The sequence below is a fragment of the Dyadobacter flavalbus genome, from assembly GCF_006149045.1.
GTDB lineage: Bacteria > Bacteroidota > Bacteroidia > Cytophagales > Spirosomataceae > Dyadobacter > Dyadobacter flavalbus.
Genome location: NZ_VBSN01000038.1, coordinates 145,381 through 161,114 on the forward strand (window position 1 = coordinate 145,381; position 15,734 = coordinate 161,114).

Annotated in this window: 17 protein-coding genes; 2 read left to right on the forward strand and 15 right to left on the reverse strand. The window is 44.7% G+C overall.

Features of this window, described 5'->3' with window-relative positions; genetic code table 11:
* Positions 1–8: 8 nt before the first annotated feature.
* The 13 genes from egtB to FEM33_RS12450 all read right to left on the reverse strand — a co-directional run bounded on the left by egtB (position 9) and on the right by FEM33_RS12450 (position 11,932).
* Positions 9–1,166 (reverse strand): ergothioneine biosynthesis protein EgtB, encoded by a 1,158-nt coding sequence (gene egtB, locus FEM33_RS12390; protein WP_139012335.1) that lies wholly within the window; start codon positions 1,164–1,166, stop codon positions 9–11.
* Positions 1,156–2,724, reverse strand: a complete 1,569-nt coding sequence (locus FEM33_RS12395) for an ABC transporter permease/substrate-binding protein (RefSeq protein ID WP_139012336.1) — start codon at positions 2,722–2,724, stop codon at positions 1,156–1,158. Before FEM33_RS12395 ends, egtB begins: the two co-directional genes overlap by 11 nt.
* The gene (locus tag FEM33_RS12400; protein WP_139012337.1) at positions 2,724–3,683 is read right to left on the reverse strand and encodes an ABC transporter ATP-binding protein; all 960 of its coding nucleotides are present in this window, start codon (positions 3,681–3,683) and stop codon (positions 2,724–2,726) included. The genes FEM33_RS12395 and FEM33_RS12400 overlap by 1 nt, the downstream gene beginning before the upstream one ends.
* 86 nt (positions 3,684–3,769) lie before the next feature.
* Entirely contained in the window at positions 3,770–5,152 is a 1,383-nt protein-coding gene (locus FEM33_RS12405) for a mercuric reductase (protein WP_139012338.1), read from the reverse strand.
* Between the two features lie 16 nt (positions 5,153–5,168).
* Positions 5,169–5,450, reverse strand: coding sequence for a DUF427 domain-containing protein (locus FEM33_RS12410; protein WP_139012339.1), 282 nt, complete (start codon positions 5,448–5,450; stop codon positions 5,169–5,171).
* A gap of 88 nt (positions 5,451–5,538) precedes the next feature.
* On the reverse strand, positions 5,539–6,465 hold the full coding sequence (locus FEM33_RS12415; protein ID WP_139012340.1) for a bifunctional riboflavin kinase/FAD synthetase: 927 nt from the start codon (positions 6,463–6,465) through the stop codon (positions 5,539–5,541).
* A complete protein-coding gene (gene truB / locus FEM33_RS12420) occupies positions 6,462–7,163 on the reverse strand; it encodes a tRNA pseudouridine(55) synthase TruB (protein WP_139012341.1) in 702 nt (233 codons plus the stop codon). Before truB ends, FEM33_RS12415 begins: the two co-directional genes overlap by 4 nt.
* 35 nt (positions 7,164–7,198) lie before the next feature.
* Positions 7,199–7,978 (reverse strand): undecaprenyl-diphosphate phosphatase, encoded by a 780-nt coding sequence (locus FEM33_RS12425; RefSeq protein ID WP_139012342.1) that lies wholly within the window; start codon positions 7,976–7,978, stop codon positions 7,199–7,201.
* Positions 7,975–8,190, reverse strand: a complete 216-nt coding sequence (locus FEM33_RS12430) for a DUF3098 domain-containing protein (protein WP_139012343.1) — start codon at positions 8,188–8,190, stop codon at positions 7,975–7,977. Before FEM33_RS12430 ends, FEM33_RS12425 begins: the two co-directional genes overlap by 4 nt.
* A gap of 43 nt (positions 8,191–8,233) precedes the next feature.
* Positions 8,234–9,112 (reverse strand): cell division protein FtsX, encoded by an 879-nt coding sequence (locus tag FEM33_RS12435; protein ID WP_139012344.1) that lies wholly within the window; start codon positions 9,110–9,112, stop codon positions 8,234–8,236.
* 129 nt (positions 9,113–9,241) lie between these two features.
* The gene (locus tag FEM33_RS12440) at positions 9,242–9,838 is read right to left on the reverse strand and encodes a bifunctional nuclease family protein (protein WP_138279868.1); all 597 of its coding nucleotides are present in this window, start codon (positions 9,836–9,838) and stop codon (positions 9,242–9,244) included.
* A 348-nt stretch (positions 9,839–10,186) separates the two neighbouring features.
* Complete coding sequence (locus FEM33_RS12445; RefSeq protein WP_139012345.1) at positions 10,187–11,161, reverse strand: electron transfer flavoprotein subunit alpha/FixB family protein; 975 nt, start codon at positions 11,159–11,161, stop codon at positions 10,187–10,189.
* A 33-nt stretch (positions 11,162–11,194) separates the two neighbouring features.
* Complete coding sequence (locus FEM33_RS12450) at positions 11,195–11,932, reverse strand: electron transfer flavoprotein subunit beta/FixA family protein (protein ID WP_139012346.1); 738 nt, start codon at positions 11,930–11,932, stop codon at positions 11,195–11,197.
* Positions 11,933–12,025: 93 nt separating this feature from the next.
* Here FEM33_RS12450 and FEM33_RS12455 point away from each other — a divergent pair, with 93 nt between their 5' ends.
* Both FEM33_RS12455 and FEM33_RS12460 read left to right on the forward strand, forming a co-directional pair.
* Positions 12,026–12,352, forward strand: coding sequence for a tetratricopeptide repeat protein (locus FEM33_RS12455; protein ID WP_139012347.1), 327 nt, complete (start codon positions 12,026–12,028; stop codon positions 12,350–12,352).
* Between the two features lie 170 nt (positions 12,353–12,522).
* Complete coding sequence (locus FEM33_RS12460) at positions 12,523–12,879, forward strand: hypothetical protein (RefSeq protein ID WP_138279872.1); 357 nt, start codon at positions 12,523–12,525, stop codon at positions 12,877–12,879.
* An 88-nt stretch (positions 12,880–12,967) separates the two neighbouring features.
* On the opposite strand, the gene FEM33_RS12465 is transcribed toward FEM33_RS12460, so the two are convergent.
* Together FEM33_RS12465 and FEM33_RS12470 are read right to left on the reverse strand one after the other, a co-directional pair.
* On the reverse strand, positions 12,968–14,272 hold the full coding sequence (locus FEM33_RS12465) for a Gfo/Idh/MocA family protein (protein ID WP_139012348.1): 1,305 nt from the start codon (positions 14,270–14,272) through the stop codon (positions 12,968–12,970).
* A 152-nt stretch (positions 14,273–14,424) separates the two neighbouring features.
* Positions 14,425–15,729, reverse strand: coding sequence for an acetylxylan esterase (locus FEM33_RS12470; protein WP_139012349.1), 1,305 nt, complete (start codon positions 15,727–15,729; stop codon positions 14,425–14,427).
* Positions 15,730–15,734: the final 5 nt, after the last annotated feature.

Sequence of the window (15,734 nt, forward strand, 5' to 3'; positions counted from 1 at the left end):
CAATCTGATTATCTGGCCAGTCTGATGCCGGTATATTGCCAGCGTTCGTGGGCGTGAAAAAAATTGCGGTAAGTTTTCCGGCTGTGTTCCGGTGAAGTGGCCACGGATGCGCCGCGAAGCACCATTTGGTTGATCATGAATTTGCCGTTGTACTCACCAACAGCACCTTTAGCTTTTGTAAAACCGGGATAAGGAAGATAGGAGCTGTTGGTCCATTCCCACCGCTGGCCCCATTGAAGCTGGTCGGAAGCAATTTCCCACTCTGCTTCGGTCGGCAGCCGCATTTCTTTCCATTGTGCAAACGCAGCGGCTTCATAAAAACTAATATGGCTCAAAATGGCATCCGGATTCACTTTCTGAAGTCCGGCAAGTGTGTAATAATGCCATTCGCCGCTTATTTTGTACCAGTACATCGGCGCTTCCACGGCATGCTGATTCACCCACGACCAGCCTTCGTCCAGCCACAAATTAAAATTCTGGTAACCGCCGTCCTCCATAAAACGGATGTATTCGGCATTGGTAACGAGCGATTTACTGATTTCAAATTCTTGAAGATAAACTTTGTGGCGGCCCAGTTCATTATCGAAGCAAAACCCGTTTCCTTCAAACCCGATACTATAAACGCCTTCTTTTATGTTCAAAAATCCGGTTTCTGAATTTTCGGCATTTACAAGATTATGTCCTGTCTTATAAACAGGAAACAGCGGATTATGGCCGAGAATATACTTGATATCCGTTACCAGCAGTTCCTGATGCTGCTGTTCATGATGCAGACCTAACTGAATCATGGAAATTGCATTCGTATCTGTCAGATTTTCCATGAGTTCGTTCATGCAACGATCCACATGTTGACGGTATGCATACACGTTTGCAGTAGTGGGCCGTGTAACATTTCCCCTGTCGGTACGAAGCGTGCGTTCGCCTACATTATTATAATAACTGTTGAACAAAAAACTGAAATCTTTGTCGAAAACCTGATAGTCCGGTATGAAGTTCTTTAATATAAATGTTTCAAAAAACCATGTTGAATGCGCCAGATGCCACTTCGGCGGACTTACAAAGGGTACGGGCTGCGGTACATAATCTTCTGTTTCCAATGGCTCGCATATACTTTCAGAATATTTTCTAACCGTGTTATACGACGCGCTGAGGCCGTTAATGTTCATTAGAGGAAAATTGTTTTAAATCCGTAATAGTAGTTATATTCAATGATTGTGCCTGTTCCTTGCGCATCATCAGTGCGTAGGCATTGTTGAACCCGATCGGTTTAAGCCATTGCAGGTTAAATTGTCTGGAAAATTCACTTCTGACAAAATCATAAACTTTTTCACGGCTTCCGGATATCCGTTTCATTGTATTTGCATCCGGCTTTAGAATTACGAGCAGTCCGGTTCCGGTATATTCGGGATAAAGGTCAATTTTGCCGTTCACAAGTGCGTCAAAGCATATTTTTGTGCCGCCCAGACCTGTATGTGTCTGCACTTTAAGCCGTGTATTTCCTTCAATAAGCGCTTTATACATTTCTACGAGAATGTACTGCTCTGCAAATATTTTTGATCCCAGTCTGATTACACCTTTATCTCCGTTCAATGGTTTTTTATAAAGTCCTTTTGCCTTCAGGAATTCATGAGCCACTTTTTCCGGTGCAAGTTTCAGATAATCCACTTTGTAGTTCAGTTCTGTCATGATGGAATCATTAATCGTTCCGGAAAGCAGGTTTAAGGCCGTTTCGACCTCGGGATAATGTTCAAGAACTTCCTTTCTGATCAGCGGACATGCATAATACGGCGGAAAAATGTGTTGATCATCCTGTAAAGTCAGCAAATTGTACGCTTTTAACCGCCCGTCTGTACTGTAACCGCTTATTACGTCGAGTTTCTTTTCAAATGCGGCTTTATACATGACAGCATCACTGATCACAACCGTTGGAATATCCAGTTTATACTTAGATTTCAAACCGAGATAACCGTCTTCGCGACCCATGAATTCGGGAGTAAAGCCGCCAAGCAATCTGTTTCCGGTATAAGGTACAAGGTAAAACGATGATAAAAAAAGCAGCAGAACCGGTAAGATGACGGTTACTTTGTTCATGCGCCGTATGCCCGACTTTTGTAACAAGGAAAGAAGGAAATCCAGAAAAATGGAAAGCAAAGCAGCCGGGATTGCGCCAGCCAGGATCATATTGGTATTATTCAGTGCGATACCTCCGAAAATGAATTCGCCCAGTCCGCCCGCGGCAATATAAGCTGCCAAAGTTGCCACGCCCACATTGATGACGGTAGCAGTACGGATCCCGGCCAGAATAACCGGCATTGCCAGCGGCAATTCCACACTGGTCAATATTTGCCATTTGTTCATGCCCATTCCTTTTGCCGATTCCGTAACAGCTGCTTCAACGCCCGAAATTCCGGTATAGGTATTGCGGATTACCGGCAGCAAAGCATACAAAAACAAGGCCGTAATGGCAGGAAGGGGCCCGATTCCCAGTAACGGGATCATAAAACCGAGCAAGGCAATACTTGGAATGGTCTGCATAATCCCTGCAAAACCAAGCACGATCCATGCTGCCTTTTTTCTGTCCGCAATCCAGATTCCCAATGGAACTCCTACAAGTACGGCCATCAACAGCGAAATACAGGTTAATCCAATGTGTGCAATCGTTTGGCTCCACAGCTTGTCGGATTGCTGAAAAAGGAATTCCCATAAGCTTTGCTGCACTTCCATTATATGCGTTCTTTATACTTTTTGTATGCGGTCTGAATAGTTGTTAAAGTAAAGTACTTTAATGATTTATCTGCTGATTTATAAACATTTAGCATCTTTTCGTTCAAGTTGGACAGCTTTTCCATGCCGTCCCATAAACTGGTTGAGCTCGTGAAATCTTTTGTTCCAAAGGGCTCGTCAGCAGTTTCCAGTTCATTCCATACATCGTCGAATGTTAAAGATTTCAGTTCAAGAAAAAACCGCTGCTGACCGAAAAATGATTTTACAAACGCATTCTTTGGTTTAAATACCAGTTCCTTTGCCGTTCCTGACTGCACGATTTCACCTTTGTCCATCAAACAGATTGCATCACCGAGTTCAAAAGCTTCCTGAACATCATGCGTAACCAGAACAATGGTTTTTCTCTTCAGAAATGGCATTGCAGTAAACTCCGCTCTGACCTGCGCGCGCGTGATCGGGTCCAATGCGCCGAATGGTTCGTCCATCAACAAAACAGGCGGATCTGAAATAAGCGCCCGGGCCAAAGCGACGCGCTGCTGCTGTCCGCCGCTGAGTTCGCTCGGGTATATGTCTGCAAATTGCTCAAACGGCAACTTCAGCTGATCCAGCAGTTCTTCTGTTTTGGCATGTATTTCCGCCTTGTTCCATCTCAGCAAATTGGGGACAATGGCAATGTTTTCAGCAACCGTATAATGCGGAAACAAGCCGTTATTTTGTGAAACGTAACCGATTGTACGCCGCAGCAATTCCGGCTTCTGATCAAAAATATTGTGTCCGTTGATATGAATGGTACCCGAAGACGCTTCAATCAAGCGGTTCAGCATTTTCAGCGTTGTTGTCTTGCCGCAGCCGCTTGTTCCCAGCAGAACAAGCGTTTTTCCTTCTTTGACTTCAAAAGAAACGTTTTTTACCGCATGAATGCCACGGAAATCTTTACTGATGTTTTCTGCAATGATCATGCATGACAGTTTATACCGGAGAAATCAGGCAGTTTGCACCTGCCATTTCAAATTACTAAAATTTGTACAAAACGCAATGGTACCGGCTATTTTTCGAGTGTCATAAACAGGTTGTTAAGTGATTCCGCATAAGTGGGGTGTGCAAATACACCGTTAAGGATCTGATCGTACGTTACGCCGCCCATCATGGCCATCTGCAGAATGGTAACGATTTCTCCTCCTTGTTCGGCCAGAACGGAGGCACCCAGAATTTTGCCGGTTGCCGTATCAACAACAGCTTTCATCATGCCTCTTTCGTCGCCGGTTTCAATGGAACGTGCGACACTGCTGTTTTTCAGTGTGGCTACTTTCACGTTCAGTCCTTTTTCCTTTGCTTCCTGCTCCGTAATACCGATTCTGCCCAATTGCGGATCAATGAACATGCAGTAAGGCACCATTCTGTCTTCCGTCGTCCTGTTTTCTTTATTGATGACATTGGCTGCAATGATCCGGTAATCGTCAAATGCAATATGCGTAAAAGCCGGTCCGCCTTTTACATCGCCCAGAGCGTAAATGCCTTTTACATTGGTTTCCAGCTTCTCGTTTACTTTAACATAACCTTTGTTGTCGATCTCAATGCCGGCTTTTTCCGGCTTCAGTGCTGAGGTTTGCGGCTTTCTTCCGGCAGCAACAAGAATGTGTGTACATTCAATGGTGTTTTTCTCACCGTTACTTTCCACGCTGACCGTAATCCGGTTTTCGTTTTTTGAAACTGAAACGGCCTTGCTGTTGGTAAGCAGCCTGATGTTTTCCTCCGACAGAATTTTTGTTACATCTTCTGCAATATCCGCGTCTTCTCTCGATAATATACGTTCCGAAGGTTCCAGAATGGTAACTTTGCTTCCAAAGCGGCTGTACATTTGTCCGAATTCAAGACCAATGTATCCGCTTCCGATCACAAGCAGCTGTTCCGGAATTTCGTTGAGTTCCATAATGGTTGTGGAAGTCAAGTATCCGGTTTCTTCAAGACCTTCAATGTCCGGAATCTCCGGTTTTTCACCGACATTGATAAAGATCTGATCCGCAGTAAATAGTTCGGTATTGCCGTCATTCATGGTTATGCTCAATTCCTTTTCAGCAGTAAATTCGGCTGAACCGTAATACAGATCCAGGTTTTCTGTTTCAAGAATCCCTTTTTCGGAGTTTTCACGCATCATTTGAACAATGCTGTCTTTGCGCTTCAGAATGGCTGCAAAATCCAGTTTTACAATTTCTGAAAAAACGCCAATATTCTTGTTGTGATACGCAGACCATACTGCTTTTGCAGATGCAATCATGGCTTTGGTAGGAGAGCAGCCGTCATTGACGCATGTGCCGCCAACCCATCTTTTCTCGATTAAAGCCGTTTTCAATCCCGCATTTGCAAGCTTTTTGGATAAAGGCGTTCCTGCCTGGCCGGAACCAATGACTATCGCATCATAATGTTTCATATATAGAGGAAATTAATTACTGCACAATTTTGACGCCTTTCCAGAATGCAACATAGCCTTTAATGTTGGCGGCAGCTTCCTTGGGTTCAGGATAATACCAGGCGGCATCCTTATTGATCGCACCATTAACGTTGATATGATAATAAGAAGCAATTCCTTTCCACGGACAGGTTGTATGCGTTTCCGAGGTGGTAAAAAATTCTTTGTTAACAGCAGATTCAGGGAAGTAATGATTGTTTTCTACAACAACGGTTTCAGTACTGTCGGCTATGACTTGATCGTTCCAGATGGCTTTCATTCGGGCAATGTTATGAGGTATACGTCCAATAATAATAAAAGCGTGCCTGTACAGACACGCTTGAAGGATATATTTGAAGAATGAGGCCTCAGGAAAAGAATGCCAGCGAATGCTGCTTGTCCACATTAATTTGCTGAACAAGCTTGTCGAGGCTGTCAAATTTTTGCTCCGGACGTAAATAATGCAACAATTGAAGTTTCAGATCTTCGCCGTAGATTTCCTTATCAAAATCAAACAAATGAGCCTCAATCGTTCTGATGCTGCCATCCACAGTGGGTCTTACGCCGATATTCAGCATGGCATTATACCTTTTTTCCTGATGTGTCGCCCGGATAATGTAAACACCGTTTTGCGGAACAAGCTTGTAGGATTCATGCAGAAACAGGTTTGCCGTTGGAAAACCGATTGTGCGTCCCAGCTGTTTTCCTTTCACAACCGTTCCTGAAAGCGTGTAAGGTCTTCCCAGCAAGTCATTTGCTTCGCTGATGTTGCCCGAATTCAGGGAATTGCGGATGCGGGAAGAACTGATCGCCATGTTTTCAATATCTTCTCTGGGAATCTCTTCTACTTCAAAGCCGTATTGCAGACTGTTCTTTTTCAGGAACTCAAAACTGCCTTCCCGGTTCCTGCCAAAACGGTGATCGTAGCCAATGACCAGCTTTTTAGTCCCGATTTTTTCAACAAGTATCTGCTGGATAAATTCGTCTGAAGATAATTCCGAGAATGCGCGGGTAAACGGAACAATGGCAAGATGCTGAATGCCCAGTTCGGAAAACAATTCTATTTTCTCGTCAATGGTGGAAAGCAGGTGGAGTCCCTGGCTGTCTTCGGAAACAACCGTACGCGGATGCGGCCAGAAAGTAAGAACAACGGATTCGCCGCCCGACTGTTCACTGATTTCTTTAAGCCGGTTAAGTATTTTTTTATGTCCAAGATGAACACCGTCAAAAGTGCCGCTTGTTACGACGCCATATTCCAGTTTATGAAAGGAATCCAGGCTGTGATAAATATTCATTCGTTGACTTCTAACTTCAGTTCCAATCTTTTCTGCTGAATGAAATCGGTCAGATTCCAGGCATTCTTCAATTCAAATGCGCCGATGCGCGTTCTGCAGAGTGCGCTCATGTAAGCACCGCTGCCTGCTGCCAGACCAAAATCACGAACAATACTGCGAATATAAGTACCTTTTGAGCAAATGATCCTGAAATCAACTTCCGGAAAGCGGGCCGCATCTATTTCAAAAAGGGATATTTCCACATTTCGCTTCTTGATTTCCACTTCCTCGCCGCGTCTTGCTTTTTTGTAAAGGCGCTCGCCATCAATCCTTAACGCGGAATAAACAGGCGGTATCTGTTCAATGTGGCCGATAAACTTCAGACGGGCATTTTCCAGTATCTCCGGTGAAATATGTGCCGTTGGAAATTCGGCGTCAAATCCGGTTTCGAGATCAATGGAAGGAGTTGTTTTTCCAAGTACAAGCGTGCCGGTATATTCCTTTTCCTGCGCCTGAAATGTATCGATCTGTTTGGTTTTTTTGCCGGTACACAATATAAGCAGACCGGTAGCCAGCGGATCAAGCGTTCCGGCATGGCCTATTTTCCTGAATTTGCAGGCCCTTTTCAGCTTGTTGGCAACATCAAATGAAGTCCAGGTCAAAGGCTTGTCAATCAAAATGACTTCCCCTTCGTCCGGTTGGTTGTTATCGTTGTTCAAATCTTAATAAACAAGTTAAAGGTTCCGCTGAAAATTTACACAATATCCAGCTTGTAACCCGATGCAAGCAATCCCAGCAGAATCAAACCAAGAATAATGCGGTAATATCCGAAAACCTTGAAACCGTATTTGGTCAGAAAGCTGATGAAAAACTTGATGGCAAGCATGGCCACCACAAACGCAACCAGATTTCCGATCAACAGCACTTTGATGTCTGTAGCCTGAATGGTATCGTACGTTTTGAGCAGTTTGTAACCGCCTGCCGCAGCCATGGTCGGAACGGCGAGAAAAAATGAAAATTCGGCTGCCTGCTTGCGCGACAATCCCTGAAGCATACCGCCGATGATTGTGGAAGCAGAACGGGAAACGCCCGGAATCATGGCGATGCATTGAAAAAAACCGATTTTTAGCGCATCAAAATAGGAGATTTCCCTATCTCTTGTATTCGGGTTGGCAATCTTGTCAATAAAAACAAGTATAACGCCGCCAACCAGCAACGAAATGGCTACAACCACTACATTTTCGAGCATGGCATCAATAAAATCATTCAGCAAGAAACCGATGACTGCGGCCGGAAGAAATGCAACGAAAAGTTTAAAATAAAAATCAGTAGATTGGAAAAACCGTTTCCAGTATAAAACCAGAACGGATAAAATGGCGCCGAACTGGATGTTAACGGTGAACATTTTGGTAAATTCCAGATGACTGATCCCCATAAAGGAGGAAGCAATAATCATGTGGCCGGTGGAAGAAACGGGCAAGAATTCGGTAATTCCTTCAACAATAGCTAAAATAATGGCTTGCCAGATACTCATGAATTGGTGGGTTTACGTAAAATCGCCCAGAACTCAATGACAAAGCCGACAACGGTAATCAACGGGCCGAGCGTCAGGCCCAGAAAACCAAAGCCGAATTCTTCACTGTCAAACGTCATGATCAGAAAACCGCTTAATATGACGGCAATACCGATCAGCATCATGGTGTAATTGGACGACGAAAATGGAAGTTCGTTTTTATTGTTATTCATTTTTATGGCTGTTTATGCGTTGATAAATTGTTGAAATCTGTCATCAATACAGATCGTCCAGCGCCATTCTGAGGTAACGCGAAAGGGACTGGTAAGTACTGGATACGCCGATCAGTACGCCGAGAATCAGCACGATGGCGACAAGAATAACAAGCTTGTTGTATTCCTGCAGCATTGCCAGTCCTTCCACATTACGGACCGCAACCTGCTGCAGTACAATCAGTAAAACACCCGCCAGGATTCCGCCGATCAGACCCTGAATGGCGCCGCGCATGACAAACGGTTTCTGTATAAATCCATTTGTTGCACCAACAAGCTGCATGCTCCGGATCAGGAAACGCTGTGAATAAATGGCCAGTTTGATCGTATTATTGATAAGCAATACAATAATAATCAGCATGATCAGGGCGAAACTTGCCAGAACAATATAGATTTTCGTCACATTGCGGTTGATGTTGTCGGCCAGATTTTCCTGATATACAACTTCATAAACACCTTTTATTTTTTCAAGGTCTTTTTTGATCAGCTGCAATTTGGCTTCTTCAAAATAATCTTCCTGAATTTTGACGCGATAACTGTCACGCAAAGGGTTTTCGCCCAGAAACTCTGCAAAGTCCTCTTTGGTACCCTGGATAAATTCCTTGGCAGCTTCTTCTTTGGAAACAAAAATGATGGGCTGTGATTCTGCTGAAACAAGTACGTAAGGTTTTGCCTTGATAACACTGAGAATGGAATCCTGGCCGGCTTTATTTACCTCTTTGTCAATGAAAATACGCACTTCTATATTTTCACGGATAATGGAAACCAGTTTTTTGGATTGGATCACCAGAAGTCCGCAAAAACCGATCAGGAACAATGCAGCCGTCAGGCTAATAACAATCATGGTATTGGGATAACTTCCAATCTTCTTTTTTTTAGGCATAGCAGCGTAAAATTTCGCTTATCGTTATAGAGGATAAAACGATCAACAGCAAAAATAAGGATTAAAATCTTAAATGAGCGAACCGGAGCAATCCTTAACTATTTTTAACTCTGTGGAAAAACGGGTGCCTCAATTTCTGCGGCCCATTTCGTCACGGATTTTGGCAGCTCTTTCGTAATCTTCCTTCGACAAGGCATCTTCCAGCATGCGCTGAAGTTCGTCATAAGCAAGGTCACGAAGCTGGTTTTTACCGGCTCCCGCGGTTTTAAGTGTTTCTCTCACGGCCTCTTCATCTTCATCCTCATCTTCGGACAACGAGCTGGAAACAATTCCGGCTTCGGACAAAATGGCTTCGTATGTATAAATAGGTATGTCAAAACGCAGACCGATTGCTATGGCATCCGAAGGCCGTGCGTCAATTTCAATTTCGCGCAGCGTGTCGGTACAAACGATTTTTGCGTAGAAAATCCCTTCTTTGAGATCTGAAATGACAATTTCCTTTAATGTATAATTCATTCCGTCCGCAAATGACTTGAACAGATCATGCGTCATCGGACGGTTGGGAATAATGTTTTCAATCTGAACAGCGATAGCCTGGGCTTCAAATACACCGATAATAATAGGCAGACGTCGGTTGCCTAATTCTTCTCCAAGAACCAGGGCAAAGGAACCCGCCTGTGACTGGCTTGGGGAAAGCCCCAGAATTTCTAACTTGATTTTTTTCACGTTAAACTAAATGCAGTAGAATTGTTTTAATTGCAATGAACTGTGCTTGCGTTCTGTAATGATTGCTCCTGTAAGCAAGCTACTTTTAAAATCCTGATATCTGAATTGATAGTCAATGCATTAACATCCGGATAATAGAAAGTGTTCCTTGCTTTTCACATCATGGATATGAATGAAGGTGCAAAAATAAATAACCCATGCTGCATAAAAAAATACAGTATGGGCTAAAAACGGGTTTTACAATATTTAATTTTAACTATTGCTGTTAAAACTCTGATTTATAAGCTACTTCTTCAATAATAAGATAAAATTTACAGCTTAATTAATTAAAATAAAGCAAATGAACGCTTATTTCAGCTTTTTTGCAGCTTCGGTAAGTCTGGGCAAAATCTCGAAGATATCACCGACAATGCCGTAATCCGCAGCCTTGAAAAAGGGCGCTTCCGGATCCTTGTTGATCACAACAATGCATTTGGAACCATTTACGCCGGCAAGATGCTGGATCGCACCGGAAATCCCGCAGGCAATGTACAGATTTGGCGCAACCTTGATCCCGGTCTGGCCGATGTGTTCATGATGCGGACGCCAGTCAAGATCGGAAACGGGTTTTGAGCATCCTGTTGCAGCGCCGAGTGCACGGGCTAAATCCACCAGCGGCTGCCAGTTTTCAGGGCCTTTCATGCCGCGTCCGCCGGAAACAATGATATCCGCTTCGGTCAGTGAAAGTTCGGTATTTGCCTTTTCAACCTGCACGACGGTGGCCTTGAAGTCATCTTCACGGAATGCCGGTGAGAAAGGAACGATTTCAGCGTTTTCGGTTGCGACGGCATTTTCATCCATTTCAATGACATTCTTTTTGACAACCAGAATCTTGATTTCCGAATGGATCTGCGTTTTTGCAAATGCTTTACCGGAAAATACGCTTCGCGTTACGGTGAAAACGCCATCGGTTTCCGGAAGCTGCGTAACGCCGGAAACAACCGCAGCTTTCAGTCGTGCGGCTGCGCGTGCCGCCATGGCATCGCCCAACCCTGATTTGGCAAGAATGACCACTTTGCTGTTTTCCTGCTGAACAGCCTGCACCAGAATGTCGGCATATGCCATGCTGTTTTCATGTTCCAGCTTCTGATCTGTTGCATGCAGCACTTTTGCAGCACCATATCTTCCGGCTTTTTCCAGTTCGGATGCATCGGCACTTCCAATGGCCAGTACAATTGCCTTTCCACCGGTTTTTTCCGCAACTTTGGCGCCGTAAGCAATGGTTTCCAATGATGTTTTTTTAATTGAACCGTTTTCCAGTTCTATATATATCAGGACTGACATGTTCTTTTATTTTAATGGTAAAAAAATCAGTGATTAAAGAACCTTCGCTTCCGTTTGCAAAAGTCTTATCAGCGTTTCTGCCTCACTGGCCGGAATCATTTTGCACGCACCTTTTGGTGCAGGCAAGGTATATTTTTCAGGCGTTGTCAGGACTTCCGATCCAACAGATTCCACTACATTCAGCGGTTTGGTCCTGGCCGTCATGATGCCGCGCATGTTCGGGATTTTCCATTCGGCAATCGGTTCCTGGCAGCCCAGTACCAGCGGCAGTGATACTTTCAGAATTTCATTTCCGCCGTCTATTTCTCTGGTGATGGTTGCATTGTTCCCATCCAGGTCCAGCTTCATAACCGGCGAGTAGGAGGGGATTCCGAGCATTTCACCAACAAGCCCGTGAACAACCCCGCTGTTGTAATCAATCGATTCACGGCCCATCAGGATCAGGTCATAATTATTCTGCTTTGCGATATGTGCAATCTGAAGTGCTGTAAAATAGGAATCCAGCGGTTCTGCGTTCACACGAATGGCATCATCGGCGCCGATGGCAAGGGCTTTCCTGATCTGCGGATCGGCTTCGGCGCCGCCCACATGCAGTACGGTCAGTGTGCCTCCAGACTGTTCCCTGATTTCCACTCCGCGTGCCAGTGCATAATCATCATACGGCCCGATGATGTATTGTATTCCGTTTTTGTTTAGCTTGGTGTCGTTATCTGTAAAGGCTATTTTAGCGGTTGTATCCGGTACATTGGTTATACAAACGAGTATTTTCATGGTCATGTGGTTATGAATGGTAACACTTCTGAGAATAACTTTGTCCTCGCAATTTACGTAAAAACTTAAATAGTATGCAAGCATAATAATACCATGAAAAACTCCCTGCTCGAAAATTTACTGGCATTTTACAACGAAGATCCCGGCGATCCGTTCAATATATATGCGCTTGCCATGGAGTATGCCAAAAGCGATCCGGCCAAAGCCGCACAGTTTTACAACCTGCTGCTGACGGAGCATGGCGCTTATTTGCCGACCTATTATCATGCAGCAGCTTTTTTTGCATTGCAAGATAAAGTGGAACAGGCTGATGAAATTTACCGGAAAGGCATTGAACTGGCTCTTTTTCAAAAGAATAATAAAACTCACCAGGAATTGTTGCGGGCTTACCGGAATTTTCTGGATGAAATGGATGATTAAGTCATTTCATTTGAATTTGGTCATTGTTGCTAAAAACCGTACCTTTAAAAACTAGTAAGAGTTACTGCATTTCGACCGGATTTCGGTTAACACTTTTCCTCAGCACAGGTTAGTTATAAGTATATTGTGGAGTTCCCCATTATTGAGGGTAAAATTATTCGTTAAAATTTATGGAAAAGGAATTATATATTCCACTTGTTGTAAAGTGGGCCCAGGCTCATGGATTCAAAGACATTCAGGCAAATATGGAAGGGTATGAAATCCCGAAATCCTATGAAAGAGCTGCGGACAATATCAAATTCACACCCGATGTTACCGGCGTGAACATGTTTAACCGTCATTATCTTGAAGTTTCGGTTAAAACAGATCAGCTTCGCGGCAGCATCAGCAAATGGAAACTGCTGAGCGAACTGGCAGGAATGAAAGGCGCAAAACTTTACCTGATGGCGCCAAGAGGGCACGTAAGGTTTACACGCGAACTGATCGACCAGTATAATATTCCTGCAGAGGTTGTTAAAATTGACTGAAAACCAGAAATTAGCCTGTATATAGGTTTCAGGTGTTGTTATGAACGTTTCATAACAACACCTGATTTCAAATCATGTATCTTACTTCTCAGGCTTTTGGATATTTCCATTCGCCTCTGTATTCCCTGCTTAGTAACTTGTTGGCTTCTTCATCGCCGGTTATCAGCTCCTTTTCTCCGTCCCAGGCAATACTTCGTCCCAGTTTGTAAGACAGCATTCCCAAAAGTGCCACATTCGTCGAACGCTGACCGGTTTCTATATCGCAGACCGGAGGTGTGTTCGTTTTGATGGAAGTAAGAAAATTGGCCCAGAGCTGCTGTATGTTCTGGTCATCCGGCTTGTTCAGCTGCGCATCCTGATGAATGACAGGTTTGTTCGGATTAGTCGGGTAAAATGTCCAGCCGTCCAGCCAGCCCATGTGGAATGTTCCTTCCGTACCATAGAAATAAACACCGACAGCTTGCTGCGGATGCGTTTTTTCAGCATGATTGGCAGCAAAGTTACGGTGCTCCCATTCCAGTGTAAAGCCGTCGAAATCATAAACCGCAACCTGATGATCCGGCGCATCCGTATTGTCCTGACGAATGGCTCTTCCACCGGTCGAATACACTTTTTTAGGATATTTCTGTTCCGACCACCAAAGTACCTGATCCAGCCAGTGGATTCCCCAGTCGCCCAATGTACCGTTTGCAAAGTTGAGGTAATTCCGGAACCCTTTCGGATGAATGGTTTTATTGTAGGGAACCAGGCTGGCGGGCCCGCAGTAAAAATCCCAGTCCAGGCCTTTCGGCGGTTCTTCTTCGGCTACCTTTTGCCCGGGGCCGCCGCCATAATGTACAAACGCCCTGGCCATACCGATTTTGCCAGCCTTTCCTGATTTCAGAAATTCCATTCCGGAAACATTATGCGGAGAAACACGCCGGTGCGTGCCCACCTGAACAATTTTGCCCTGTTTACGCGTAACATTCACCATGGCGCGTCCTTCATTGATTGTGTGAGAAACCGGTTTTTCAACATAAACGTGAGCGCCTGACTCGACAGCCGCAATGCAGCACAGCGCATGCCAGTGATCCGGCGTAGCCACAATCACAATTTCCGGCTTTTCTTTCAGCAGCAGTTCCCTGAAATCACGGTACAGTTTGGGTTTGTCTGAAGTCAGTTTCCCGACTTCACTCTGACAGATTTTAAGCTGGTTTTCATCCACATCGCAAAGTGCAACTACTTTGCTTTCACCGGCCTGTATCGCACAGCGCAGAATATTTGTTCCCCACCAGCCGGCTCCGATTAACGCGGTCCGGTATGGAGCTGCGCGTTTTAAAGCTGTAAATAGCGGAAGTGAAGAAAGTGCTGCGCCCGCCAGTGAAGATTTCTCAATAAAAGTTCGACGATCCATATATGGCTGTTACTGAATGATTTTTTGATTTAATAATGAGCAATGGATTATGAGTTTTCAGGGATCAGCTATTAGCGATCAGCTTCATGCCTGTCAATATAAAAAAATTCCCTTCTCCCATCCTCCTTTGTTCCCTTTTCCCTTTTCACCTTTCACATCTTACCCCCCTTCAACTTCCCGATCAGCCAGTTATTCATCAGATCCTTTTCTTCCTGATAGGTCCAGTGACCGGTATCCTGATACAGTTTCAGTTCTTTAGGTGCAGTTGTCACATTGTAAGCGGCGTACATGGAGGTAGGAGGGCAGGTTTCATCGTTATAGCCCCAGATGTAAAATCCCGGAACTTTCAGTCTTCTGGCAAAATTTACAACATCGTAGTAACCAAGCGTAGCCAGCTTTTCCTTTGTATTATTTGCCTTCATGCTCCCTTTGTCAAAATAATGCGGCCATCCGCCGGCGCGTCCGTGAAGATAGCCCGTTACATCGCTGAGCGCAGGATAAAAAGCGCCGAGCCATTTTACGCGCGGGTCAAGTGCAGCCGTAACAATGGACAGCGCACCGCCCTGACTGCCGCCGGTTACAGCCAGATTTTGTCCGTCGAATTGCGGCAGACTGGTCAGGAAATCATTCGCGCGAACGCAGCCCAGGTAAACTCTTTTGTAATAAAACTTATCCTTGTCATCCAGATGATACGACTGGTAGCCATTCAGCGCGCCATTGCCAAGGTCGGAATAAACCGAAGGATCCATAATGACAGAAATGCCGTGTATGCCTATTTCCAGTGTAATGATTTCCTTTTCTGCCGTACCGATATCGCCGTAATACGGACGTATACCGGCGCCGGGAACACGCAGCAGCGCAGGATATTTTCCTTCTTTTTTCGGGATGCTCAGAATGCCGTAAACTCTGGTTCCCTGTCGGTTATTTTGTAAATTAAGGTGATAAACATTCGTTTTCTCCGTGCAGCGTTCCGGAATCAGTGTCATTTTTGCATCCATCGGAACGGCGGCAAGTTCTTTTTTTGCCGTTTCCCAGAAAGCATCAAAGTCATCCGGATTGGAAACTGTCGGCTGTATCTTTTCGGGTTCAAACCCGGCCGTTGCAAGCCCGCGGTATTCGCCGCCGTCGATGTTTGCATAAGCAATGCACCTCAGAAATCCGGGTGTTTTCAAAGTACCGCCGTCAATGTCCAGTTTGCCTTCGGCCAAAGTTTTGGATTGCTTTACAGTCGGGTCCATTTTTTCGAGGCCGATTTCATACCGTACCGGAACATTTTTAACCAGATTCCCATTTCTTAAAACGGAAACCGAGAATTTTACTTTTTCTCCCGTCCTGTAAGTCCAGTCTTCATGATCTGCCGTAACAATGACTTCAATGGCGCGTCGCGGAGGCTGCGCGTAAAGGCCGGAAATGAACAGCCATAAAAAAAGGTTAAAAAGTAAAATGCGATGTTTCATGAAAG